The sequence below is a fragment of the Pseudosporangium ferrugineum genome, assembly GCF_003002065.1.
Taxonomy (GTDB): Bacteria; Actinomycetota; Actinomycetes; order Mycobacteriales; family Micromonosporaceae; genus Actinoplanes; species Actinoplanes ferrugineus_A.
In genome coordinates this window covers 167,983-191,836 of sequence record NZ_PVZG01000002.1, presented here as the reverse complement: position 1 = coordinate 191,836, position 23,854 = coordinate 167,983, and the positions used below count along the sequence as shown (strand labels likewise).

24 protein-coding genes are annotated in these 23,854 nt (G+C 74.4%); 7 read left to right on the top strand and 17 right to left on the bottom strand.

The genetic code is table 11. From position 1 onward, the window contains the following. Positions 1-10: 10 nt before the first annotated feature. The 8 genes from CLV70_RS05110 to CLV70_RS05075 are packed head-to-tail and all read right to left on the bottom strand — an operon-like array spanning position 11 to position 9,392. Complete coding sequence (locus tag CLV70_RS05110) at positions 11-787, bottom strand: IclR family transcriptional regulator (protein ID WP_106125594.1); 777 nt, start codon at positions 785-787, stop codon at positions 11-13. A gap of 23 nt (positions 788-810) precedes the next feature. Beyond that, positions 811-2,085 carry a sensor histidine kinase gene (locus CLV70_RS05105; protein ID WP_245908034.1) on the bottom strand — a complete coding sequence of 425 codons (1,275 nt, stop codon included), beginning with the start codon at positions 2,083-2,085 and terminating at the stop codon, positions 811-813. Further along, entirely contained in the window at positions 2,082-2,735 is a 654-nt protein-coding gene (locus CLV70_RS05100; protein ID WP_106125194.1) for a response regulator transcription factor, read from the bottom strand. Before CLV70_RS05100 ends, CLV70_RS05105 begins: the two co-directional genes overlap by 4 nt. A gap of 59 nt (positions 2,736-2,794) precedes the next feature. Beyond that, on the bottom strand, positions 2,795-4,027 hold the full coding sequence (locus tag CLV70_RS05095; protein ID WP_106125193.1) for a cation:proton antiporter: 1,233 nt from the start codon (positions 4,025-4,027) through the stop codon (positions 2,795-2,797). Further along, entirely contained in the window at positions 4,024-5,358 is a 1,335-nt protein-coding gene (locus tag CLV70_RS05090; RefSeq protein ID WP_106125192.1) for a cytochrome P450, read from the bottom strand. Before CLV70_RS05090 ends, CLV70_RS05095 begins: the two co-directional genes overlap by 4 nt. Continuing rightward, on the bottom strand, positions 5,355-6,380 hold the full coding sequence (locus CLV70_RS05085; protein ID WP_245908033.1) for an alpha-hydroxy acid oxidase: 1,026 nt from the start codon (positions 6,378-6,380) through the stop codon (positions 5,355-5,357). The genes CLV70_RS05090 and CLV70_RS05085 overlap by 4 nt, the downstream gene beginning before the upstream one ends. Then, on the bottom strand, positions 6,377-7,915 hold the full coding sequence (locus CLV70_RS05080) for an NAD(P)-binding domain-containing protein (protein WP_106125591.1): 1,539 nt from the start codon (positions 7,913-7,915) through the stop codon (positions 6,377-6,379). Before CLV70_RS05080 ends, CLV70_RS05085 begins: the two co-directional genes overlap by 4 nt. 10 nt (positions 7,916-7,925) lie before the next feature. Continuing rightward, positions 7,926-9,392, bottom strand: a complete 1,467-nt coding sequence (locus CLV70_RS05075; RefSeq protein WP_106125191.1) for an aromatic amino acid ammonia-lyase — start codon at positions 9,390-9,392, stop codon at positions 7,926-7,928. 63 nt (positions 9,393-9,455) lie between these two features. Here CLV70_RS05075 and CLV70_RS05070 point away from each other — a divergent pair, with 63 nt between their 5' ends. Both CLV70_RS05070 and CLV70_RS05065 read left to right on the top strand, forming a co-directional pair. Beyond that, positions 9,456-10,979, top strand: coding sequence for an NAD(P)-binding domain-containing protein (locus tag CLV70_RS05070; protein ID WP_106125590.1), 1,524 nt, complete (start codon positions 9,456-9,458; stop codon positions 10,977-10,979). Positions 10,980-10,981: 2 nt separating this feature from the next. Then, complete coding sequence (locus CLV70_RS05065) at positions 10,982-12,352, top strand: class I adenylate-forming enzyme family protein (protein WP_245908032.1); 1,371 nt, start codon at positions 10,982-10,984, stop codon at positions 12,350-12,352. Here CLV70_RS05065 and CLV70_RS05060 read toward each other — a convergent pair. Together CLV70_RS05060 and CLV70_RS05055 are read right to left on the bottom strand one after the other, a co-directional pair. Further along, positions 12,334-13,338 (bottom strand): 1-aminocyclopropane-1-carboxylate deaminase, encoded by a 1,005-nt coding sequence (locus CLV70_RS05060; RefSeq protein ID WP_106125190.1) that lies wholly within the window; start codon positions 13,336-13,338, stop codon positions 12,334-12,336. The two genes, CLV70_RS05065 and CLV70_RS05060, sit on opposite strands and share 19 nt — an antisense overlap. A gap of 122 nt (positions 13,339-13,460) precedes the next feature. Further along, positions 13,461-14,108, bottom strand: coding sequence for an FMN-dependent NADH-azoreductase (locus CLV70_RS05055; RefSeq protein ID WP_106125189.1), 648 nt, complete (start codon positions 14,106-14,108; stop codon positions 13,461-13,463). 119 nt (positions 14,109-14,227) lie between these two features. Here CLV70_RS05055 and CLV70_RS05050 point away from each other — a divergent pair, with 119 nt between their 5' ends. From CLV70_RS05050 to CLV70_RS05035, 4 genes are all read left to right on the top strand, one after another. Continuing rightward, complete coding sequence (locus CLV70_RS05050; RefSeq protein WP_106125188.1) at positions 14,228-14,716, top strand: MarR family winged helix-turn-helix transcriptional regulator; 489 nt, start codon at positions 14,228-14,230, stop codon at positions 14,714-14,716. Positions 14,717-14,818: 102 nt separating this feature from the next. Then, complete coding sequence (locus CLV70_RS05045) at positions 14,819-16,231, top strand: GGDEF domain-containing protein (protein WP_106125187.1); 1,413 nt, start codon at positions 14,819-14,821, stop codon at positions 16,229-16,231. A 39-nt stretch (positions 16,232-16,270) separates the two neighbouring features. Further along, positions 16,271-16,936 (top strand): GntR family transcriptional regulator, encoded by a 666-nt coding sequence (locus CLV70_RS05040; RefSeq protein ID WP_106125186.1) that lies wholly within the window; start codon positions 16,271-16,273, stop codon positions 16,934-16,936. A gap of 58 nt (positions 16,937-16,994) precedes the next feature. Continuing rightward, complete coding sequence (locus tag CLV70_RS05035; protein WP_106125185.1) at positions 16,995-17,831, top strand: helix-turn-helix transcriptional regulator; 837 nt, start codon at positions 16,995-16,997, stop codon at positions 17,829-17,831. A gap of 108 nt (positions 17,832-17,939) precedes the next feature. On the opposite strand, the gene CLV70_RS05030 is transcribed toward CLV70_RS05035, so the two are convergent. Continuing rightward, on the bottom strand, positions 17,940-18,854 hold the full coding sequence (locus tag CLV70_RS05030) for a helix-turn-helix transcriptional regulator (protein ID WP_106125184.1): 915 nt from the start codon (positions 18,852-18,854) through the stop codon (positions 17,940-17,942). Positions 18,855-19,009: 155 nt separating this feature from the next. On the opposite strand from CLV70_RS05030, the gene CLV70_RS05025 reads away from it, so the two are divergent. Then, positions 19,010-19,876: an SDR family NAD(P)-dependent oxidoreductase gene (locus tag CLV70_RS05025; protein WP_106125183.1), complete on the top strand. Its 867-nt coding sequence runs from the start codon at positions 19,010-19,012 to the stop codon at positions 19,874-19,876. Here the strand turns inward: CLV70_RS05025 and CLV70_RS05020 are convergent. From CLV70_RS05020 to CLV70_RS04995, 6 genes are all read right to left on the bottom strand, one after another. Continuing rightward, complete coding sequence (locus tag CLV70_RS05020) at positions 19,869-20,327, bottom strand: MarR family winged helix-turn-helix transcriptional regulator (protein WP_106125182.1); 459 nt, start codon at positions 20,325-20,327, stop codon at positions 19,869-19,871. The genes CLV70_RS05025 and CLV70_RS05020 overlap by 8 nt on opposite strands. A 109-nt stretch (positions 20,328-20,436) precedes the next feature. Continuing rightward, positions 20,437-21,405, bottom strand: coding sequence for an anti-sigma factor (locus CLV70_RS05015; RefSeq protein ID WP_106125181.1), 969 nt, complete (start codon positions 21,403-21,405; stop codon positions 20,437-20,439). Beyond that, the gene (locus CLV70_RS05010) at positions 21,402-21,974 is read right to left on the bottom strand and encodes an RNA polymerase sigma factor (protein WP_106125180.1); all 573 of its coding nucleotides are present in this window, start codon (positions 21,972-21,974) and stop codon (positions 21,402-21,404) included. Before CLV70_RS05010 ends, CLV70_RS05015 begins: the two co-directional genes overlap by 4 nt. 65 nt (positions 21,975-22,039) lie before the next feature. After that, on the bottom strand, positions 22,040-22,492 hold the full coding sequence (locus CLV70_RS05005; RefSeq protein WP_106125179.1) for a Rieske (2Fe-2S) protein: 453 nt from the start codon (positions 22,490-22,492) through the stop codon (positions 22,040-22,042). 48 nt (positions 22,493-22,540) lie between these two features. After that, complete coding sequence (locus CLV70_RS05000; RefSeq protein ID WP_106125178.1) at positions 22,541-23,095, bottom strand: DUF6529 family protein; 555 nt, start codon at positions 23,093-23,095, stop codon at positions 22,541-22,543. Then, positions 23,092-23,817: a hypothetical protein gene (locus CLV70_RS04995; protein ID WP_106125177.1), complete on the bottom strand. Its 726-nt coding sequence runs from the start codon at positions 23,815-23,817 to the stop codon at positions 23,092-23,094. The genes CLV70_RS05000 and CLV70_RS04995 overlap by 4 nt, the downstream gene beginning before the upstream one ends. Between the last annotated feature and the right edge of the window lie 37 nt (positions 23,818-23,854).

Sequence of the window (23,854 nt, the reverse complement as noted above, 5' to 3'; positions counted from 1 at the left end):
CGCAAAGGGTTCAGCCCGGGTTGCCCAGACTTCCGCCGATCTCCGCCGCCGCCTCCCGCAGCCGCGCCGCCCGCTCGGCGAACATCCGCTCCGGCAGCCGGTAGGACGGCCCGGCCACGCTGATCGCCGCGACCACCCGGCCGCCGGCGCCCCGGACCGGCGCCGCGACGGCGTGCAGCCCGATCTCGAGCTCCTCCACGGTCGAGGCCCAGCCCGCCCGCTCCGCTTCGGACAGCTGCCGGGCAAGGACGCCGGGGTCGGTGATCGTACGCGGCGTGTACGCGGTGAGCGGCCCCGCGAGCGCCGCCCGCCGCACCTCCGCCGGCGCGTACGCGAGCAGCACCTTCCCGCTCGACGTGGCGTGCGAGGGCGTGCGCCGGCCCACCCAGTTGTAGCTGTTGACCGCCGACGGGCCCAGCGCCTGGCACACGTTGACGGTCTGGTCGTCGTCCAGGACGGCCACGTTGACGGTCTCCCCCAGCTCGCCGGCGACCCGGGCACAGACGTGTCCGGCCGCGCCGGGCAGGTCGATGCGCGCGGCGGCAGCGCCGGCGAGGCGCACCATGCCGAGGCCGAGGCGGTACTTCCCCCGGCCGGAGAGCTGCTCGACCAGGCCGCGCGCCTCGAGCGCCCCGACGAGGCGCGAGGCGGTCGACTTGTGCACGCCGAGCTCCGCCGCGATCTCGGTGACCCCGGCGTCGCCCCGGCGCGCCAGGATCTCCAGGACGGTCACCGCCCGGTCCACCGACTGCACCAGGGCGGCCGGCCGGTCCGTCCCGTTGCTCATGGCGCAACTGTAGTGCCCCGGCATCACCCCGCGCGGGCCCGCACGCGGGCGGGCCACCGGCGCACGGCCGAGCCCGCGGGGCCGCCCGGGTCCGGGTGCAGCGGCAGCCGTACGGTGAAGGTCGCGCCCCGCCCCGGATGCCCCTCGGCCGTGATCGTGCCGCCGTGGCCGGTCACCACCTCCTTGAGCAGGGCCAGGCCCAGCCCGAACCGCCGCTCGCCCGCCCCCGGGCCGCGGTGGAACCGGTCGAAGAGCCGGCCGGCGTCGTCCGGGTGGAAGCCCGCACCGGTGTCGGCGACGGTCAGCTGCGCCTCGTCGTCGCCGGCCCGGACGGTCAGCAGCACCCGGCCGCCCGCCGGGGTGTGGGTGAGCGCGTTCGCGAGGAGCTCGGAGACCACCCGGTGCAGGGCGGACCGGATGCCGGGGACCCGGATCGGGGCGGCGGGCGCGGACACCACGATGGAGACCCGGCGGTCGGCGGCCTGCACCGCCTCCATCCCGGCGGCCTCGCGGGTCAGGGCGGCCAGGTCGACCGGCTCGCGCGGCGGCTGGTCCTCCGGCGCGGCGGACAGCCGGGCGGAGAGCAGCAGGTCGTCGACGATCTCGCCGAGCCGCCCGGTGGCGCCGACCAGGCGTTCCAGGTCCCGGCGGTCGGCGGCCGGGGCGTTGCGGGAGCGCCGGGCGAGCAGCTGGGCCCGGGTGTGCACGCGGGCGATCGGGGTGCGCAGCTCGTGGCTGGCGTCGGCGACGAAGCGGCGCTGGCGGGCCAGCGCCTCGGCCAGCGGCGCGACCGCGCGCCGGCCGACGATCAGCCCGGTGATCAGCGCGGCGAGCAGGCCGACCGCGGCGGCCAGCATGAACGCCCACAGCAGGTGGCGACGGTCGGCGAGCTGGTAGCGGGCGTCGAAGATGACCTGGACCGCGGCGCCGTCGCGGAGGCCGGTGCGGACGTGGTAGACGGTCGCCGCGGTGTCCACGGTGGTGATCTCGGTGGGCCCGCCGGCGGCCACCCGGTCGAGGGCGTCGCGCAGCGGGAAGCCGGGCGGCGGCGCGAGCGGGCCCGCCGAGATCCGGCCCGCGCGCATCGAGACGATCCAGTTGCAGCCGACCGGCCCGGTGACGCTGCCGTGCTCGGCGCCCCAGGCGAGTTCGCGCTGGATCTGGCGCTCCTGGTTGCGCACCAGCGTGGCGTACGCGACCACCCCCACCAGCGCCAGCAGGACGCCCACCGCCAGGCCCACGAACAGGCCCATCCGCAGCCGGGACCGGCGGACGAGCGCGTCCTCCTCGGTGGTCACAGCGCACCGAGCCGGTAGCCGAGGCCGTGGACCGTACGCACCACGCCCCGGCCGAGCTTGCGCCGCAGGTAGTAGACGTAGGTGTCCACGATGGAGGCGGCAGCGGCCTCGTCGAAGACCCGCCGGCGCAGCTGAGCCCGGGAGTACACCTGGTGCGGCCGGTCGGCGAGGGTCCGGAGCAGCTCGAACTCGCGGGCGGAGAGCGCCACCCGGCCGCCGTCTGGCAGCACCACGTCGCGGGCGGCGAGGTCGAGCAGGCCGCGCCCGACGTGCAGCGCCTCGGCGGTGTCCGGGATCCGGCGGCAGAGCGCCCGCAGCCGGGCGCTCAGCTCGTCCAGGTCGAACGGTTTGGCCAGGTAGTCGTCGGCGCCGGCGTCCAGCCCGGCGATCCGGTCGGCGACGGTGCCCAGCGCCGTGAGCAGCAGCGCCCGCGCCGGGACCGCCCGCGACCGCAGCCGGGTCAGCAGGTCGAGGCCGTCCAGCGCGGGCAGCAGCCGGTCGATGACCAGCACGTCGTACGGACGGGTGAGGCCCAGATGGAGTCCGCGCTGGCCGTCGGGGGCCCGGTCGACGTGGTAGCCCTCGTCGGTCAGCGTCTCGGTCAGCATCTCGCTCAGGTCCGGATCGTCCTCGACCAGCAGCAGGCGCATGCAGAGATAATGGTCGATATTGCTCCTTCTGCATAGACAGAACTTGAAGTCACAAATATTTAACCTACGAGCAACCTGTCGGCGGTCGCCGGCGCCCGGCGGCGCTCGATCAGGCTCAGCAGCGGGGTCGTCATCAGCGTCGTCACCAGCGCCACCAGCACCAGGACGGTGAACAGCGACCGGTTCACGACGCCCGCCTCCAGGCCCACGTTCAGCGCGATGAGCTGCATCAGGCCGCGGGCGTTCATGAGCGCGCCGACCCGCAGCGCCACCTCGTTCGGTTCGCCGCCCAGCCGGGCCGCGGCCCAGCAGGCACCGAACTTGCCGGCGATGGCGAGCACCACGCAGGCCACCGCGAACAGCAGCACCGCCGGGTCGCCGAGCAGGCCGAACTCCGTACGCAGCCCGCTGAAGGTGAAGAACAGCGGCAGGAACAGGGCGGAGGCGACCGGCGTCAGGGTGTCGACGATCGCGTCCAGCTCGGGGGTGTGCGGCGCGACCACGCCCACGGCGAAGGCGCCGAAGACGGCGTACAGGCCGATCTCGTCGGTGTACCAGGCGACCAGGAACAGCGTCACCACCACCCCGAGGAGCCCGCCCCACCGGGCCGCGAGCACGATCGCCCGCCGGCCGAAGAGCCACATGACCAGCCCGAAGACGACCGCACCGACGACCGTCACCAGCGCCGGCCCGGCCGCGCCCGACGCGAACGCCAGCACCACGGCCAGCATGATCCAGGCGATCATGTCGTCGATCGCGCCGCTGGCCAGCGCCAGCGAGCCGTGCCGGGTGCCCTCCTGGCCGCGCTCGGTGATGATCCGGGCGAGCATCGGGAACGCGGTGATCGCCAGCGCCACCCCGACGAACGCGGCCGAGACCCCGACCGACACGCCCTCCGGACGGATCGGCACGGCGTCGCCGGTGACCAGCACCAGCAGCACGCCGAGCAGCAGCGGCGCGGCCACGCCGGCCAGCGACACCGTGCCCGCGATGCCGGCCAGGCTGGTGATCCGGTGGCGGGCGAAGGCATACCCGGCCTGGAACATGAACAGCACCAGGCCGATCTGGCCGACCACGTACAGCACCGGGTAGAGCTGCTGCGGGAAGAGCGCGTCCTGCACGTCCGGCAGCAGCAGGCCGAGCAGGGACGGTCCGAGCAGGACCCCGGCCAGCATCTCGCTGACCACCGGCGGCTGGCCGACCTTGCCCAGCAGCCACGCGACCAGTTTGCAGAAGACCAGGATGACCGCGACCGCGATGAAGAACCGCGGTGCCAGCTCGGTCGGTGTCACCGGCGTACCTCCTCGAAATAGGTGGCGCAGAGCCGTCGGCGCCGGGCGTCCAGCACCATCCAGGTGCCCAGCACGAGCTGGACGACCGCCCGGCCGGTGTCCGCCCACCGGTCGCCCAGCCGCATGGCGGCCAGCCGGGGGCGGCCGGGACGCGCGGAGCCGTCCGGCGTCAGGTACGCGGGCCCGCGGCTCGGCAGCGACCGGGTGTGCGCCGCCGACGAGTCGACGGCGAAGCGCCGCAGGACCTCACGGGTGACCGCGCGCAGCATCACCGGGGCGACCCCGCGCGCGGGACAGGCGCGGTTCGCCGTGATGCCGTACGGGATGAAGTTCGCCTCGCCGCGCTTCAGCGACAGCCACCGGCCGGGATCGAACGCGTCGTCGGCGGCGGGCCCGGTGCGCTGGTAGGCGAGGTAGTTGAAGAGCAGCACCGAGCCGGTGGGCAGGGTGGCCCCGGAGACCTCGATCGGCGCGGACGTGATCCGGTGCGCGACGCCGAACAGCGGATGCACCCGCAGGGTCTCGTCGATCAGCCGGTCCAGGGCGGCGTCGTCGTCCACCTCGGCCCGGGCCGGCGGGTACGCCGCCGCGCAGAGCAGCACGTGCGCCATGGCCTCGGACATCTGCACGACCGCGGTGTTGAAGAAGGCGCCCTGCAGGTACCAGGCGGTCTCCCGCGCGGTGAACGGCTCGGGCAGCACCACCGGGCAGGTGCCGTCGCCGATCCGGCCGAGCAGGTAGCGGGTGAGCCGGTCCCGCCGGTCCATGTGCCGCAGCCCGGTGGCCTTGAGCGCGGTCACCACGTCGTCCGCGTTCGCCACGATGAGGTCGCGGGCCGGGCGCGGGCATGGCTCGGCGAAGACCAGCTCGTAGAAGACCTCGGCCCACAGCGGCATCATCAGGTCGCGCAGCCGCCGCCGGACCCGCCCCGGCGGCAGACCGTCGAGGATGCGCCGGGCGGCACCGGTCGCCAGCTCGTCGGCGCGGCCGCGCGGGATCGCCAGGACCTTGCGGGTGGTGAGGGCGACGGTCCGGTACCGGTGCCCCGGCTCCAGATGCTCCTGGTGCATCTGCGGGCCGGGCGCCAGCCAGTACCAGAACAGGTCGGACAGGCCCGCGCCCCGGCTGCGCCCGTCGGCCGCCGGGTGCGAGTAGACCTCCTCGAAGTGCTCGGCGCCGACCAGCGGGCCGGGCACGGGGATGCCCTGCGTGCCGTTCACCCGGGCGAAGATCAGCTCGCGGAGCCGGACCACCGCGGGCGGCAGCCAGCGCGGCAGCGTCGGCACCGCGACCAGTGCGGCCGCGGCGGCGAGGTAGGCCGGTGCGCTCATGCGACGAGGTCCGGCGTGAGATCCGCCGGCCGCCGCGCGCCGGCCAGGGCGAGGACGTGGTCCAGCTCCGTGCGCACCGTCTCGAGCAGCTCCCGTACGCCGCGACGGCCGCCCGTGGCGAGGGCGTACACGACCGGCCGGCCGATCAGGACCGCGGTGGCGCCCAGCGCGAGCGCGACGAGCACGTCCGTGCCGCGCCGGACCCCGCCGTCGACCAGGACCGGCAGGGCCGTGGCGGCGGCCACCGCGGGCAGCGCGTCCAGCGCGGCGATCGCGCCGTCGAGCTGGCGACCGCCGTGGTTGGACACGATCAGGCCGGCCACCCCGTGCGCCGCGGCCAGCTCGGCGTCGCCCGGGTGCAGCACGCCCTTGAGCAGGATCGGCAGGTCCGTGGCGGCGCGGATCCGGTCGACGTGGTCCCAGCTCAGCGCCGCGTCCATGGCGATGTCCCGGACCCGGCCGGCGGCGTCGCGCATGTTCTCGCAGGCGTACCCGGCGGGCAGCTCGGTGAAGCCGTGCCGGCTGTCGCGGTCGCGCAGGCCGAACACCGGCGAGTCGACCGTGACCACCAGGGCCCGGCAGCCGGCCCGCTCGGCCCGGCGGATGAGGTGCTCCTGGAACGCGGCGTCGGGCTGCGGGTACAGCTGGAACCACAGCGCCGCGCCGGTGGCGGCGATCTCCTCGATCGGCTGGGTGGCGGCCGAGCTGACCACCATCACCGTGCCGGCGCCGGCCGCCGCGGCCGCCGTACCGGCCTCGCCCTCGGGGTGGGCGAGCCGGTGGAAGGCGGTCGGGGCGATCAGCACCGGCAGGGTCAGTTCGGTGCCGAACAGGGTGGTCCGCAGGTCACGCTCGCCGACCCCGCGCAGCACCCGCGGCACGATCCGGCGGCGGGCGTACGCCTCCTCGTTGGCCCGCAGGGTCCGCTCGTCGCCCGCCCCGCCCGCGAAGTAGTCCCAGTACACCGGGTCGAGCACGGCCTGCGCCCGGTCGGCGGTGGCGGTCATCGCCCGCGGCGTCACGCGAGGCAGCTGCGGACGAAGGCGGCCAGCGGGGCCACGTGCACCGCCGGCCGGTCCCACCGGTTCTCCAGGTTCTCGGCGAGGTGGTGGACGGCCACGAGTTCGCCGCCGCGATGGAACCGGACCACCGGATGCAGGTACGCCGCGTCGTGCGCCCGGCCCGGGTCGTTCTGGGAGATCCGGGTGACGCCGATGTCGAACGGGTCCACCTTGTCGTGGTCGGGGCCGTACTCGAGGGTCACGACGAACGCGCCGTCGCCGGTGTCGCCCAGCCCGCCCCCGGCGAAGTACGCGACCGGCACCTCCTCGTGGTACGCCGCGCTGTCCCCGTGCACGGTCACCACGTCGCCGAGGAAGCCGAACATCTGCCAGAGGGCGGAGGTGCGGTTGACCCGCCCGATCACCGCCGCGGTGATCTCGTCCGGCCCGGCTCCGATCCGGGCGGCGGGGAACGGCGTGTCCTCGTACCGTTGCTTGAGGATCTTGTGGAGCGCGCGCACCCCGTAGCGGAAGCCGTGGATGAAGCCGCTGGTGGACTTCTTGAAGTCACGCTGCTGGGTGATCGTGCCGGCGAAGTAGAGGCCGGGCACGTTCACCGACTCCCAGGCCTCGGTCTGCGCCGGGAAGCGGTCCCGGATCGCCAGCTCCGGGCGGCACGACGCGTCGAAGATCGAGGCGTCGAAGGCGAAGCCGGTGCAGGCCAGCACGCGGTCGTAGGACAGCTCCTTCACGACCTCGTTCACCCGGGCGAAGGCGAACGTGACGCGGTAGCCGTCGCCGTCCCGCGCGATCGACCGGACCGTGCCGTCGAGCACCGCGTTCGCCGACTTCAGCTGGTACGTGTCCAGGAAGTTGTTGTTGACCGCCCGCAGGTGACCGACGTAGTGCGTCCGCCAGGCCAGCCGCACCGAGCTGGGGCCGGCCACGTGGATGACCGTGGTGGTCTCCATCAGCGCGTCGGCCGTCTCGAACGCGGAGTTGCCCTTGCCGATGATCAGGACCCGCTGGTCCAGATAGTCGCGCGGGTCCACGGACATGGTGTCGTAGCGCTCGGCCAGCTCGAAACCGGGGATCTCCGGCTCGTACATCCGCGAGACGCCGGTCGCGACGATCACCCGCCGGGCCCGGTACGTCCGGTCCGCCTCGACGACGAACCCGCCCTCCTCCCGGCCGATCCGGGTCACCGCCGCATCGTAGGCGACCTTCACCCCGGTCTTGGCGGCGAAGTCGGCCAGGTACCGGACCATCACGTCGGCGTCCGGGAAGTACCGGTCGGTGTACGCGGTGAACAGCAGCGCCGGATCGTCGGTCAGCAGCGAGTTCCAGTCCAGCCGCAGGTTCAGCTCCGGGTCGTCCGAGCCGGTACGCGGCTTGTTGATGGAGATGAGCTGCCGGTGCCGCGGGTACCGGGCGAAGAACGCACCCGGCGCCTCGGCGGCCTCCAGCACGAGATAGTCGGCACCGTCCTGCTCCAGCAGGGCCGCCAGCTGAAGTCCGGCCGGCCCCGCCCCGATGATCAGATAGTCGAGCGTCACGGATCGCACGCTAGAAACCCCAATTCAGAGAAATATCAGCCGCGGTACGCACGTCCGCCTCCAGCGGCCGGTCCGGGTCGATCGGCGGAATCCGGCGGGCCAGCGCCGCCAGCAGGGCGCCGGTCCCGGCGGCCGTGGGCCGGCGGGCGCCGACGTGGACCGCCTGGCGCAGGCCCAGCGCCAGCGAGCCGAGGATCAGCCGCAGCAGGGCAGACTGGTCGAGGGCGCGCAGCGCGGCCTGGGTGCCGAGCGGGATCACGTCCTGGTTGTGCAGGTTCGTCGGCAGGCTCTGCATGCCGGCCGGCATCGCGTCCCGGCGGAGCTCCGCCACCAGGGCCGTCGACGCGAGCTGCACCCCCTGCAACCCGTGCTGCTGCCCCGGCCCGGCCGCGAGCATCGGCGGCAGCCCGCCGTTGCGGTGCGGGTCCACGAGCAGGTCCAGCTGCCGCTCCGCCAGGTTGCCGAGCTGGGCCACGACCGAGGAGAGCAGGTCCGCGGCGAACGCCGCCGGCTGGCCGAAGAAGTTGCCGCCGTGCACCACCGCGTCGTCGCCGGGGAAGAACAGCGGGTTGTCGCTGACCCCGGCCAGGTCGGCGGCGACCACACCGTCCACGTAGCGCAGCGCGTCCTCGGCGGCGCCCAGCAGCTGCGGCGAGCAGCGGACGCTGTACGGCTCCTGCAACGGCCGGTCCCCGGACGGCACCACGCCGGCGAGCGTGGTGCGCATCGCGTCCGCCACGTCGATCGCGCCGGGGTGGGCGAAGCGGCGGATCAGCCGCTCGTCGAGGAACTGCGGGTCGCAGCCGAGCAGATCGGCCAGCAGGCAGGTGAGGTGCTGCGCGGCGCGGTGCGCGTCCCGGGCGGCGTGCAGCGCCAGGGCGAGCGCCGCGGTGGTCAGCGAGGTGCCGTTGACCAGGGCGAGGGCGTCCCGCCCGTCGAGGGGCAGCGGGGTGAGGCCGGCCCGCTCCAGCGCGTCGGCGGCCGGCATCCGTTCGCCGTCGAGGTACGCGTACCCCCGCCCGCGCAGCGCCTGGGCCGCCGCGCCGAGCGGGATCAGGTCGCCGCTCGCGCCGACCGAGCCGTAGCGGGGCACCGCCGGCGCGAAGGTGGTGCCGAGCATCGCGGCGAGCGCCTCCACCACGTGCGGGGAGACGCCGGAGGCGGCCTGCGCCAGCGACCGGGCCCGGACCAGCATCGTCGCGCGTACCAGCGCCGGGTCGAGGTCGGGGCCCTGGCCGGCGCCCAGGTGCGCCAGGGTGTTGTCGGCCTGGTCCCGCTGGTCGGCGCGGCCGGCGTACCCGACGAGGGCGCCGAAGCCGGTGGTGGCGCCGTAGACCGCACGGTCGTCACCCAGCACCTTGCCGAGGAAGTCCCGGCCCTCGGCGAGCCGGTCGCGCAGGGCCGCGTCCAGGCCGACCGGCACGGGATCGCGGGCGGCGAGCAGGTCGTCCACGGTGAGTGGAGCGGCGAGGTTCATGCCCGGCGACGCTAGGCAGCGGATCTCAGAACGCTCTGAAATCACGCCGTTACCGTGCCGGCCATGACGCACGACTACCTCATCATCGGGGCGGGACCGGCCGGACTGCAGCTCGCCTCCCTGCTGGAGCGCGACGGTCGTGACTACGTGGTGCTGGAGGCCGGGGACGGGCCGGGGACCTTCTTCCGCACGTACCCGCGGCACCGGCAGCTCATCTCGATCAACAAGGTGTGGACCGGGTCGGACGATCCGGAGTTCAACCTGCGCTCGGACTGGAACTCGCTGCTGACCGACGACCCGGACCTGCTGTTCACCCGGTACAGCAAGCGGTACTTCCCCGCCGCCGACGACCTGGTGCGCTACCTCGCCGACTTCGCCCGCGGGCTGAACGTGGTCTACGGCTCACGGGTCACCCGGGTCGCCCGCGACGCCGGCGGCTTCACGGTCGAGGCGGGCGGCACGTACCGGGCGTCGCGGGTGATCGTGGCCACGGGCGTGTCCCGGCTGCACGTCCCGGGCATCCCGGGCGCGGAGCTGGCCGAGCGCTACGACACGGTCGACGTCGACCCGGAGGGCTTCGTCAACCAGCGGGTGCTGATCGTCGGCAAGGGCAACTCCGCGTTCGAGACGGCCGACGCGCTGGTCGAGACCGCCGCGGTCATCCACGTGGCCGGTCCGCACTCGATCCGGCTGGCCTGGCAGACCCATTACGTCGGCCACCTGCGGGCGGTCAACAACAACTTCCTCGACACGTACCAGCTGAAGTCGCAGAACGCGGTGCTGGACGGGACCGTCGAGCGGATCGCGCCGCGCCCCGAGGGCGGCTTCCGGGTCGACTTCCGCTACGCCCGTACGGTCGAGGCCATCCGGGTCCTCGAGTACGACCGCATCATCCTGTGCACCGGCTTCGCCTTCGACGCCTCGATGTTCGACGCGTCCGCCCGGCCCCGGCTGGTGATCGACGACCGGTTCCCCGAGCAGACCCCGGCGTACGAGTCGGCGACCGTGCCCGGCCTCTACTTCGCCGGGACGCTGACCCAGCAGCGCGACTTCAAGAAGTCCACCAACGGCTTCATCCACGGCTTCCGGTACGGCACCCGCGCCCTGCGCCACATCCTCGGCGAGCGGCACGAGGACCGCCCCTGGCCGGCCACCCCGCTGGAGGCCACCCCGGAGGCGATCACCGCCGCGATCATCGCCCGGATCAACGTGACCTCGGCGCTGTGGCAGCAGTTCGCCGTGCTCGCGGACGTGGTGACGGTGGACGGTCCGTCGGCGGCGTACCGGGAGGAGATGCCGGTGGCGTACTTCCACGCGAGCGGCCCGCCCGGATTGTCCTTCCTGGTCACGCTGGAGTACGGCCCCGACCACGACACCGTGGACCCGTTCGACGTCTCCGTGCCGCGGATCGCGGAGAACGACGCGGCCGCCGCCCACGACGCGAGCTACCTGCATCCGGTGGTGCGGGCGTACCGGGACGGCGAGCCGCTCGGCGCCCACCACCTGGCGGAGAACCTCGAGAACCACTGGGACCTGCCGTCCGTGCACCAGCAGCCGCTCGCGGTCTTCCTGAAGGGCCTGCTCTGACCGTGTGGCCGCAACCCGTGCTGAACCTGCTCGCCGCGGCCGGCGACCGGCCGGTGTTCGAGGACGGCGACCGGGTCGTCTCCGCGGCGGTGATGTCGGCGATGATCCGCCGGTGCGCGGCCGGCCTGCGGGCCCGGGGCATCGGCCCGCGCGACGGGGTGCTCTTCCAGGTCGGCGTGCACCCGGAGGCGTTCGCGGGCATCCTCGCCGCCTTCACCGTCGGCGCCCGGGTCGCCTGCGTGCGGGCCGACCAGGTCGCCGAGGTGCTGCCCGGCGCCTGCGCCGTGCTCATCGACGAGGCGGCCCTCGCCGAGCTGGCCGGGCATCCCGACGACGGCGCCGGGCTGGTCGCCGCGGGGCGCCCCGGCGACTACGCCCGGGTCATCTACACCAGCGGCAGCACCGGCACGCCGAAGGGCTGCTGCCAGACGTACGCGGCCATGACCGCCGGCTGGGCCGCCCATCCGAACCGGTGGCCGCCGGCCGTGCGCGCGCTTGCCGCCCGGCTCGACCGCTACCTGGTCTTCGGCTCCCTCACCAGCCAGGTGATGCTGGAGTACGGCGTCCTCACGCTCGCCGCGGGCGGCACCCTGGTGGCCGCGCACCCGCCGGCGTTCCCGGAGGCGTTCGCGAAGCACCGCGCCACCGCCAGCGTCATCACCGTCGGCCGGCTGCACCAGCTCGTCCGCGACCAACGGGCCCGCCCCGCCGACCTGAGCACGCTGCGGGCGCTGATGGTGTCCGGCTCGCCGCTCGACCCGGGACGGCTGGCCGAGGCGATCGACGTGCTCGGCCCGGTGATCTTCCACGGTTACGGCCAGACCGAGACCGGCATGATCTCGATGGTCACCCCGGACGAGTTCCCCGCCGCCCTCGACACCGTCGGCCGCCCGGCGGTGCGGGTCGAGGTCCGCGACGGCGAGGTGTACGCCCGCACGCCCGCGCAGGCCTCCTCCTACTGGAACGACCCGGCCGGCAGCGCGGAGGTGTTCCTGGACGGCTGGGTACGCACCCGCGACCTGGGCACCCTCGGCGCCGACGGCTACCTGCGCCTCACCGGCCGGGCCCGCGACGTCATCTTCGTGCACGCCGAGCTGGTCCACGCGGGGCCGATCGAACGCCTGCTGGCCGCCCACCCCGACGTCGCGGAGGCATACGTCGTCGCCCGCCCCGACGACGAGACCGGCGAGGCCCCGCACGCGTTCGTGGTGCCGGCCGCCGGCCGCCGGCCCGACCCGCGGGAGCTGCGCGAGCTGGTCACCGGCCCCGGACGGCCGCGGACGGTCACGGTCATCGACCGGGTGCCGGTGGCGCCCAGCGGCAAGCCCGACAAGGACGCGCTCCGGCGGCTCGGTCAGAAGACGCCGCTGTAGGCGTTGAGGGCGGGCTGGCCGCCCAGGTGGGCGTACAGGACGGTCGAGGTCCGGGGGATGTCGCCCGAGCGGACGAGGTCGATGAGGCCGGCCATGGACTTGCCCTCGTACACCGGGTCGATGATCATCCCCTCGAGCCGGCCGGTGAGCCGGATGGCGTCCAGGGTGGAGGCGACGGGGATGCCGTACCTGTCGCCGGCCCAGCCCGCCAGCACGGTGATCTCGTCGTCGCGCAGGTCGCGGCCGAGCCCGACCAGTTCCGCGGTGCCGCGGGCGATCTTGGCGACTTGGCTCCGGGTCTCGTCGAGGCGCGCGGAGGCGTCGATCCCGATCACCCGGCGCGGCCGGTCCTCACCGGCGAAGCCCGCGATCATCCCGGCCTGGGTGCTGCCGGTGACGCTGCAGACGACCACGGTGTCGAAGAAGACGCCGAGCTCACGCTCCTGCTGCCGCACCTCCTCGGCCCACTGCGCGAAGCCGAGACCGCCGAGCGGGTGGTCGGAGGCGCCGGCCGGGATCGCGTACGGCGTGCCGCCCGCCGCCCGCACGTCCTCGAGCGCCCGGTGCCAGCTCTCCTTGAACCCGATGCCGAACCCGGCCCGGACCAGCCGCACGTCGGCACCCATGATCCGGGACAGCAGGATGTTGCCGACCTTGTCGTTGACCGGGTCGGGCCAGTCCACCCAGCTCTCCTGCACCAGCACCGCCCTCAGCCCGGCGCGGGCCGCGACCGCCGCCACCTGCCGGGTGTGGTTCGACTGGATGCCGCCGATGGTGACCAGCGTGTCGGCGCCCGCGGCCAGCGCGTCGGGCAGCAGATACTCCAGCTTGCGGGTCTTGTTGCCGCCGTACGCCAGCCCGCTGTTGCAGTCCTCCCGCTTGGCCCACACGCGGGCGCCGCCGAGGTGGTCGCTGAGCCGCTCCAGGGGGTGCACGGGGCTGGGCCCGAACAGCAGCGGGAACCGGGCGTGGTCGGCGAGCGGCATGGGCGGGCTCCTTCGCGGCGAGGATCTGCAATATATTGCACATCGCCCGTCGCCGGTCAAGCCCGCACCCCAGGGCCGGGTGCCGGCACGCCGTCGATTGCGCGCCGGCATCTCGGGGCCGCTCAGGCGAGGGCGGGCAGGGCCCCCAGCGCGCGGCCCGCCTCGCGGGCGGACTCGAGGGCGCCCGCGTGCATCTCGGCGGCCTGGTCCGCGAACGCGTCGAGGGCCGGGTTCACGCCGACGAGGGTGAACTCGCGCTCGACGACGGTGAGGTCGGCGCCCCACGAGTCGCCGATGATGCGGCGCAGGTAGGGCGTCGAGTGGTCCCAGCCCTCGCGCGGGGTACCGGCGGCGTACGCCCCGCCGCGGACGGTGGCCAGCACGGCGGGCTTGCCCGCGAGGAACTGTGTGCCGGCCGACCGCGGATCGGCGCAGACCAGGTCGATGTACGTCTTGAAGTGCTGGGAGACGCCGTAGTTGTAGAGCGGCACGGCGAACAGGATCGCGTCGGCGGCGAGCAGCTCGTCCATCAGGACCTTCGCCAGCGCGAGGCCGTCGGCCTGCTCGGCGGTGCGGGCCTCCGGCGGGGTCATGCCCGCGGAGACCGCCGCCGCCCAGGCCGTCGCGGGGAGGACGTCGACGCCGAGGTGGCGGCGCTCGACCGGGTCGCCGGGCCGGGCGGCGAGCCACTCCTGCTCGACGATGTCCGCGATCTCGCGGCTCGCGGAGCCGTCGACACGGATGCTGGCGTCCAGCCGGAACAAGGTCATGGGTGCTCCCTGGTAGAGGTTCAAGCTTGAAGCCGAGCGTACGCCATGAAGTTCAAGCTTGAACCGAAATGCGACCCGGGTCACGTCCGGCCGGTGACACCGGGCCGTAGGCTGGGGGGATGCCGGACGAACCTCGGTGGCTGGCCGACTGGGAGCGGGACGCCTGGCTGGCCCTGGCAAGCCTCATGTTCAAACTGCCCAGCGCGCTCGACGCCCAGCTGCTGCGCGACAACGGCCTGACCCTGTTCGACTACTTCGTCCTGAGCAACCTGTCCATGGTGCCGGACCGCACGCTGCGCCTCAGCGACCTCGCCCAGCACACCAGCAGCTCGCTCTCCCGGCTGTCCAACGTCGTCAAGCGCCTCGAGCAGCGGGGCATGCTGCGGCGCGAGCCCGACCCGGACAACCCCCGCTACACCCGGGCGGTGCTCAGCGACGCGGGCTGGGAGCTGGTGGTCGCCGCGGCGCCCGGGCACGTGGCGGCGGTGCGCCGCTTCGTCATCGACGGGCTGACCAAGGAGCAGGTCGGCGTGCTGCGCGAGGTGGCCTGTCACGTCGCCCGCCAGGTGAGCGAGGGCGCCGCCGAACGGCCGGCCCGTAACTGCTGAGCGCGTACGCCCGGCGCGCCTCAGATGCCCGGGCGGTCCGCCGATGGACACTCGGGCACCTTCCCGGCGCAGGGCCGCGAGGGTCGAGCGGGAGGAGCGGCGATGACCGGAGCCGTCGCCGGCCTCCGCGCGCTGGTGGCCCTCCCGGCCGGCCTGCGCTCCCGGATCCGGTACGCCGGCCTGGCCCTCTGCCTCGTCTGCCTCACCCTCGTCGCGGTCCTCGTGCTGCTGGGATTGGCCGGGTATCCCCCGCCGCAACGGGGCGGCATCCTCGCCGGCCTGGGCTTCCTGGCGTGGTGGTGGGTCGGCGGCTACCAGCGCAAGCGGTTCCCCACGGCCGGGTTCCCGCTCGAGATCGTGGTCCTGACCATGACCTGCACCTTCCTCGGTGCGAGCGCGCTGGCGAACCCGCTGCTGGTCGGCAGCCTGCTGTTCCGCAGCCTCTACGGCAGGCTCCGGGACCTGGGCCTGCTGCTCGCGGGCTGGATCACGGCCACCCTGGGCAGCCTCGTGCTGTCGGTCCGGTTAGGCTTCGAGGACGCGGTCGTCACGGACGCCGCGCAGACGGTCCTGACCAGCGCCGTGACCATCACGATCCTGGCGAGCCTGATGTTCTGGGTCTCGTACGCCGCCGGCCGCTACGAACTGCTCGTGCGGCGGGAGAGCGCCCTGAACACGGCGGCCGTCCGGCTGGCCACGGCCACCCACCGCGACGAGATCCGCTCGGCCTGCCTGGAGACCCTCGCCGAACTGGTGGGCGACGAGCAGGGCCCGGTCGGCCTCGACATCCGCCTCCGGCCCGGCCCGCGGGTCCCCGAGACCGGGGTGGCCGGCCGCCGGCACACCTTTCACGCCACGATCGCCTCGCGCGACACGGCGTACGGGGAGATCGCCGTGCTGAGCCGGCGCCCCCTGGCCGGCGAGATCCGGCAGCCGATCGAGAGCCTGGCGGCCACCTGCGCGATGGCCCTGCGCGCCCTCGGCCTCGCCGACGACCTGCGCCACCGCGCCTTCCACGACGCCCTGACCGGCCTGGCCAACCGCGACCTGTTCCTGCAACGGGCCGGGGCGGCGCTGACCGCCGGCCGGCCGGACCCGCCGGCGATCGTCATGATCGACCTCGACGGCTTCAAGCCGATCAACGACCGCTACGGGCACGCCGCCGGCGACCAGGTGCTGCGCGCGGTGGCCCAGCGGATGAACGGCGAGGTCCGCGCCGGGGACGTGGCGGCCCGGCTGGGCGGGGACGAGTTCGCCATCCTGCTCGAGGACGCCGGGACGGCGCTGGACCCGGCCCGCTTCGCCTCCCGCCTGCTGCAGGTGATCGCCGAGCCCATCGTCGTGGGCGGCGTGCCCCTGACCGTGGGAGCGAGCATCGGCGTCGCCGTCCGGCACGGCCACCGCGACGTCGACCACCTGATGAACGACGCCGACGCCGCGATGTACTCCGCCAAGCGCGCCGGCAAGAACCGCGTCAGCGTCGCCCTCACCGGCCGCCGGGTCGCCGCCGGCTGATCCTTGACAGCCCCGGGCCCGCGGTATGGGATATATCGCGTGCCGATCCCCGCCCGCACCGGCGTGATACCCCGCTCGCTGCTGCGGGAGAACGCCTACCGCTCCATCCGCGACGCCATCGTGGACGGCACGCTGACCCCCGGCGAACGGCTCCACGACGCCGAGCTGGCCCAGTGGCTCGGGGTGAGCCGCACCCCGGTCCGCGAGGCCCTCGCCCGGCTCGAGGAGGCCGGCCTCATCCACACCCGGCCCGGCCGCTACACCATGGTCAGCCCCCTCGACGTCCGCGCCGCCCGCGCCGCCCAGTCGGTCACCGCGGCCATGCACGAGCTCGCCGTACGCGAAGCCCTGCCGAACCTGTCCACCGCCGAGCTCGACGCCATGCGGTCGGCCAACACCCGCTTCGCCGAGGCCCTGCGCACCGACGACCTCGACGCCGCGACAGCCGCCGACGACGAGTTCCACGGCGTGGCGGTCACCGCGTCGGCCAACCCCGCCCTGCGCAGCGTGCTCGAGCAGTTCACACCGGTGCTCCGGCGCCTGGAACGGCTGCGTTTCTCCTCCCTGAGCGGCCGCACCTCGGTGACCCTGCACGACCGCATCATCGCCCTCTGCGAGGCCGGCGACGTCGAGGGCGCCGCCGCGGCCACCCGCGAGAACTGGCTCACCCTCGACCCCCTGCTCGTCGACCCGGCGCAGACCTGAGCGATCGTGGCAGTCGCACACCTACCCGGTCGCGGCGGCCTGCTCGTAATCTTGGCGGATGACCAGCAACGCCCTCGGGGAGTTCCTGCGCGCCCGCCGTGACCGGGCCCGGCCGGAGGACTTCGGCATGCCGGCCGGCGGTCGCCGGCGGGTGCCGGGCCTGCGTCGTGACGAGGTCGCGGTCCTGGCCGGCATGAGCACCGACTATTACGTACGCCTGGAGCAGGGTCGCGAACGCAACCCGTCCGCCGAGGTGCTCACCGCCCTCGGCCGGGTCTTCGGGCTCGACGCGGACGGGATGGCCCACCTGCGACGGCTCGCGCACGGCGACCCGGGGCTGTCCGGCGACACCGAACGCGTACCGCCCGGGATGCTGCGGCTGCTCGAACTCTGGCGGGACACCCCGGCCCTGGTGCAGAACCGGTACGGCGACATCCTCGCGTACAACGCCCTCGCCGGGGCGATCCACGCCGGCCTGAGCCGGGACCGCAACCTCATCCGGGCGACCTTCCTCGACCCGGCGCAACGGGCGCTCTCGCCCGACTGGGAGTCCACCGCGCGGCAGGCGGTCGCGTGGCTGCGCGCCGAGGCCGACCCGGACAGCGCGCGCCTCGCGTCCCTCGTCGGCGAGCTGACCCTGAAGAGCCGTGACTTCGCGCGGCTGTGGGCACGCCACGACGTGCGCGTCCGGTCGAGCGGGCGCAAGGAATTCCGGCATCCGGTGGTCGGCGAGTTCGGCGTCGACTACGAGACGCTGCGGCTCGAGGGCAGCAGCGGCCAGACGCTGACCGTCTACCACACCGAACCGGGCAGCCGGGACGCCGACGCCCTCGCCCTGCTGGCCAGCCACTCCGCCACGGCGGCCCAGCGGCCGGCTCGCCACGAGACGGCGTGACCAGCCACTCCACCGTGGCGGCCCGGCGACCGGCCCGCCACGAGACGGCATGACCCGCCATTCCGCCGCGGCGTGGCGGCTGGTCATGCGACGGGCCCGAGCCGGGCGCTACTCGGAGTCCGCCACCTGGTCGAGGGGGGCGCGGGCCGGCGTGCCGGGCCCGGCCTGGGCGGTGCCCGCGTGCGGCTGGGCCGCCCAGAGCGCGAGCAGGCGCAGGTTGTCGTGCGAGCGGCTGCCCGGGTCGGTGGTGTAGATGAACAGGGTCTGTTCCTCGTCGCCCGGCAACGCCAGCGCCTCGTAGCGGATGGTGATGTCGCCGACGGCCGGGTGCCGCATGTGCTTGGTGCCGTGCGTCCGCTCGTGCACCCGGTGACCGTTCCACCACGTACGGAAATCGGCGCTCTTGATGGTCAGCTCCCCCACCAGCTCGCTGAGCTGGGGATCGTCGGGGAACCGCCCGGCGTAGAGCCGCAGGGTGCCGACCACCTCGGCGGCCACGGCCGGCCAGTTCGCGAACGCCTCGCGGGCGGCCGGGTCGAGGAAGACCCACCGGGTGTAGTTGCGGTGCCGCGGGGGCAGCCGGGTCCAGTCGGTGAGCAGGGCCCGCGCCAGCGTGTTCGACGCCAGGACGTCGGTGCGGCGCCCCACGATGAACGCCGGGTGCTCGGTCATCGAGGCGATCATCTGCTGCATCGCCGGCCGGACCCGCTGCACCGGCACCTGCTCGGTGCGGTGCCGCGCCGGGCGGGCGAGATCGGCCAGATGGGCGCGGGCCGCGGCGTCGAGCCCGAACACCCGGGCCAGCGCGTCCAGAACGGCCTCCGACGGGCTGGTGTGCCGGCCCTGCTCCAGCCGGGTGTAGTAGTCGACGCTCATCCCGGCCAGCTGCGCCACCTCCTCGCGCCGCAGCCCGTGCACCCGCCGCCCGCTCTCGCCGGCATAGCCCGGTAGTCCCACGGCCTCCGGCGTCGTGTCCGCCCGGCACTTCCTCAGGAAGTCGCCCAGATCATTGCGTCCCGCCATACCACCATGATTGCCGGGGCGGGGGTGCGATGCCCAGGGACTGGGTGGGCATGGCGTACCCAGGTAGCGCTGGGCCTGCCTGACCGTGTCGGCACCGGGGTGCGCCGCAGCAGCATGGAATCCGTTCCGATCACCGATCCGCAAGGAGAACTCCCATGCCGTACCCCACCTCCGGTCCCGCCACCTGGCTCGTCACCGGCGCCTCCCACGGACTCGGGCTGGAGCTGGTGAAGCAGCTGCTGGCCGGCGGGGACAACGTCGCCGCCACCACCCGTTCCACCGAGCGGCTGACCGCCGCGCTCGGCGCCGCCGACACGTCCCGGCTGCTGCCCCTGCGCGTCGACCTCACCGACGAGAAGGACGTCGGCGCCGCCGTCCGGGCCGTCGAGGAGCGCTTCGGCACCGTCGACGTCGTCGTCAACAACGCCGGCTACGGCCTGCTCGCCGCCGTCGAGGAGGTGAGCGACGCGGAGGCCCGCGAGCTGTTCGACGTGCAGCTGTTCGGCGCGTGGAACGTGCTCCGGGCGGTCCTGCCCGGCATGCGCGCCCGCACCAGCGGCCACATCATCAACATCTCGTCGATCCTCGGCCTGACCGCCTTCCCCGGCTGGGGCGCCTACTGCGCGGCCAAGTACGCCCTCGAGGGGCTGGCCGCGTCGCTGGCCGGTGAGGTCGCCGACTTCGGCATCCGGGTCAACCTGGTCGAGCCGGGCTACATGCGTACGGACTTCCTGCGCCCGGTGAGCCTGCGCCTGCCGTCCCGGGTGACCGACGGCTACCAGGGCATCCGGGAGATGACGCAGGCCCACCAGGGCATGCCCGGCACCCAGCTCGGCGACCCGGCGAAGGCCGCCGCGGCGATCATCACCGTGGCCCGCACGGGGTCGGCGCCGCTGCACCAGATCCTCGGCTCGGACTCGTACTCCCTGGCCACGGCCCGCATCACCGCCCTGACCGCGGACGTCGAGAACGGCCGCGAGCTGGCCACGACGACCGACATCGCCGAGGCAGCGGCTAGCTGAGCGGCGGGCCGGCGCCCCCGCGGGCAGGCCCCGCGGGCGGGTCCGTGCCCATCACGAGCTCGAGCAGGTGGACGAGCTGATCGCGCTGCCCCGGGTCGAGCTGGCCGGTGGCCGGCGCGAGGGCGCGCCGGAACTCGCCCTGGAGGCGTTCGGCCAGCTCGAGGCCCGCGGGGGTCATGAACACGTCGACGACCCGGCCGTCGCCGGGGTTCTTCCCGCGGGCCAGCAGCCCCCGCCGCTCGGCGCGGTCGACCAGCCCGGACAGCGTCGACTTGTCCAGGCCCAGGAAGGCGGCCAGCTCGGTCATCCGGGCGCGGCGGTCCCGCAGGATGCCCAGCACCCGCAGCTGGGTCAGCGACAGATCGTTCTCGGCACCGATCCGGGTGAGCACGGCCATGACCCGGAAGGCGCTGCGCACCAGGGCATCGTCGACGAGGGCATCGGAAGTCATGACCCCACCCTAGACGACATGTTCGCAATGCCAACCATTATCCGCCGCGCGGTGGGCGTCCCTCGCCGTGGCCTGCCCGGTCAGGAGATCAGGTGTCGATCGCGGCCCGCTACATCTGGCCGACCAGGACCAGGACGCCCGGGGTCTGGCCCGCGCCGATGCGCTGACGGGTCACCTCGATCCGGCTGAACTGTCGCAGCGGCACTCCGGACCACAGCTCGACGCGGCCCGGCTTGTGCATGTGGAAGGTGCCCAGCGGCACCATCTCCCGGTCGCGCACGGCCCAGCCCTGGTAGTACTCCCCCGGTGCCGCCGGCGCCAGGCCGCCGATGTCGGCCTCGAGCCGCCACCCGGCGTCCCGCTCGATCGCCCGCACGGTGGCGCCGGCCCCCGGAGCGTCGCCGGTGCCGGCCAGCCGGATCACCGCGATCTGCCGGGAGGTGCCGTCCTCGCGGCCCAGCAGCTCACCGCCGAACATGACGACGACCAGCAGCACCGCCGCCAGCGCACCGGCGGCACCGAGCGCGAACCGCGGCGACGTCCAGTGCGGCGGCGACCACCGCCACCGCGGCCGCCTCGTGGCCGGCGGCAGGTGCCCGAAGGCGGGCGGGGCGTCCGGTTCGGCGGCAGGCGGGGCGTCCGGCTCGACGGCAGGCGGCGCCTCCACCACGGCCGGCGCCTCCACCACGGGCGGCGCCTCCACCACGGGCGGCGCCTCCACCACGGGCGGCGCCTCCACCACGGGCGGCGCCTCCACCACGGGCGGCAAGGCAGCGGCGGCGGACGTCGGGCTCTCGTCGACGGCGGCGGGCGGCGCGGGTGCTGGTGCTGGTGCGGGCACCGCCGCGGTGGCCGGCGGGGTCCGGGCCGCGCGGAGTTCGGCGAGCAGGGAGTCGGGCAGCGTCGCGGCGGCCGGTGACTGCCAGGTGCCCGGGCGGCCGAGCAGCGACCCGATCCGGGCCATCATGGCCGCCTCCCGCTCGTCGCCGGCCGCTGCCCGCTGGTCAGCGGCGGCGGTCGCGGGGCTCAGCAGCGCCTCCAGCGCTCGGGCGCGGCGCTCGATGACGTCTTCGCTCATCGGTGACCTCCTGCCGGTACTTCGCCGGCCGTAGCGGGCTGCGGCTCGTCGAAGAGGTGGCTCAGCGTTCCGGCGAGCCGGCGGTGGGCGCGGTGCGACCGGGATTTCACGGTGCCCACCGGGATCCCGAGGTGCTCGGCGATCTCGCCGTGGGTCAGCTGGTAGTAGTGGGCGAGCCGGACGATCGCGGCCTCGTCCGGCGGCAGGCCCTCCACGGCCCGGCGGACCTCCCACACCTCCCAGAGCCGCTCGGCGGAGAGTCCCTCGACCGCGATGTCCGCCTCCTGCGCCGTGGTGGCGGGACCCCGGCGCTCGCGGCGGTAGACGTCGATGGCGGCCTTGCGGGCGATGCCGAAGATCCACGCCGCGAGGCTGCGCTGCGGGTCGAAGCGGTCGCGGTTGCGCCACAGGCCGATGAAGGCCTGCTGGGCGGCCTCCTCGGCGAGACCGGGGTCGGCCAGGATGGTGATCGCGAGCCCGAAGACGGGGCCGCGGAACGCCGCGTAGACCGCGGCGAACCCTTCTTCGTGGCCCTCGGCGAACGCACCGGCCAGCGGCGTCTCATCCATTGTGGAGACGAGTGTACTGCGCCGCCCCGGCAGCACCGTGCCACCCGCGGCGCCGCGCCCTGCGCTCATCCGAGCCGGATGACGTCGTCGTCCACGCTGACCGGCAGCGCCGTGAGCGGCCGGGTCGCCGGGCCGGCCACCACCGAACCGTCGGCGATCGCGAACCTGCTGCCGTGGCACGGGCAGGAGATCACGCCGTCGGCGACCCGGTCGACGGCGCAGCCCTGGTGGGTGCAGACCGTGGAGAAGGCGCGGACCTGCCTGCCCTCGGGCCGGGTGAGCACCAGCCGCAGCTCGCCGACGATCCTGCCGCCGCCGACCGGGATCTCGTCGAGGCGGGCCAGCGGGGAGCCCGCCGACGCACCGGCCGGAGCGGCGGGCGGCGGGGACGTCTCGTCGTAGACCTGGCAGCCGCCCAGCAACGCGGCCGCGCCCGTGGCACCGGCGGCTGCCAGGACCGAACGCCGACCGGCGCACTGCTCGCCGCAGCCCCGCCCGGAACCGGTGCTGTCGTCCATGATCGTTGCCTTTCGGTCGGGCCCGGCGCGGCCGGGCGCGCGGGCCGGTCAGAGCCGGAAGCCGGTGGTGCCGAAGAACCACAGGGACGAGGTGAGCCACAGGACGACCAGCGCGGTGAAGACCACCGCCCCGGCGATCGGCAGCGCCCAGCCGGGCAGGCCCGGCCGGCGCAGCAGCAGCATCTTGGCCGTGAAGGCACCGAAGAACAGGCAGCCGGCCAGGGAGTGCAGCAGCGTACGGGGGTCGGAGAAGTGCAGGCCGAGGGCGTACAGGCAGTGGACGGCGACGGGCACCGCACAGAGGAAGGCGGCGCGGCCGGACCACCGGTGCAGGCCGCCGGTCCAGGACGGGGCGTGCACCTTCGGCAGGCGACCGTACAACGCGAGGGCGGAGACGAGCTGGACGACCGCGAGCAGCGCCGACACCGTGGTCAGCCACACCTTGACGGTCAGCGGGCCGGAGAAGCCGGCGAGGTTGACGCCGATCCCGGTCGGGGCGTGCAGATGGCCGTACACCCCGAGGGTGATCGCGACGAGGCCGCCGATCAGGACCGGCACGAGCATGGCGGCGGGGGCGTCCGTGGGCCCGCTTGCGGCGCTCATCGGGCCGGATCGGCAGGTGTGGCGGTCACCGGGGTGCCGTCGACCGTCGCCCGGCCCGTCGTGACGTCGACCCGGGACGGCGTGGCCGGTCGTCCGCCGATCGTCGCGAGGCCGACCTGGCTGCCGTCCTCGAGAACGATCCAACCCCCGACAAGCTTGGCTCCGCGTACGTCGGCAGTGGCCCGATACAGCCCCGACGGCTTCCGCACGGTCGCGATGTCCACGTCGGACGTTCGCCCGTTCAGCGTGATCCTGCCCGTGGCGTGCCTCTTGTCGGCGGTTCCGGTGAGGGTGGCACCGTTCTTCCCGCTGAGGTCGAAACGGCCGTCCCGCGCGGTGCCCTTCAGCCACGCCTCGGTCCTCCTGCCGTCGCACACGTACGCGATGGCCTTGCCGCCCTTGATCGTGAGGGCGAGGGTGCCGGCCGTCAGCCGCCCGGCGTAGCTGCCGTCCGGGGTCGGCTGCTGGGCCGGCGGCTGTCCGTCCGCCGTCGTCGGCGTGCCGGCCGTGGGCACCCGGGCCACCGGCGGGGAACTCGCCCGGCCGCCGTCGGGCACCGCGACGACGCCGGCCTTCACCCTCGGTTCCGGGGCACTCGCCACCGCGGCCGGCGCCGTCAGCGCGGCGTCGGCGTTCCGCGTCGCCTGGAGGCTGAGCAGGAACAGCACCGCCGCTACACCGATGCCGGCCAGCAGGGTCAGCATGGGGCCGTTGCGTTTCATGGGAACTCCCTCGTGGCCGGTCCGTCGAGTGCCGTAC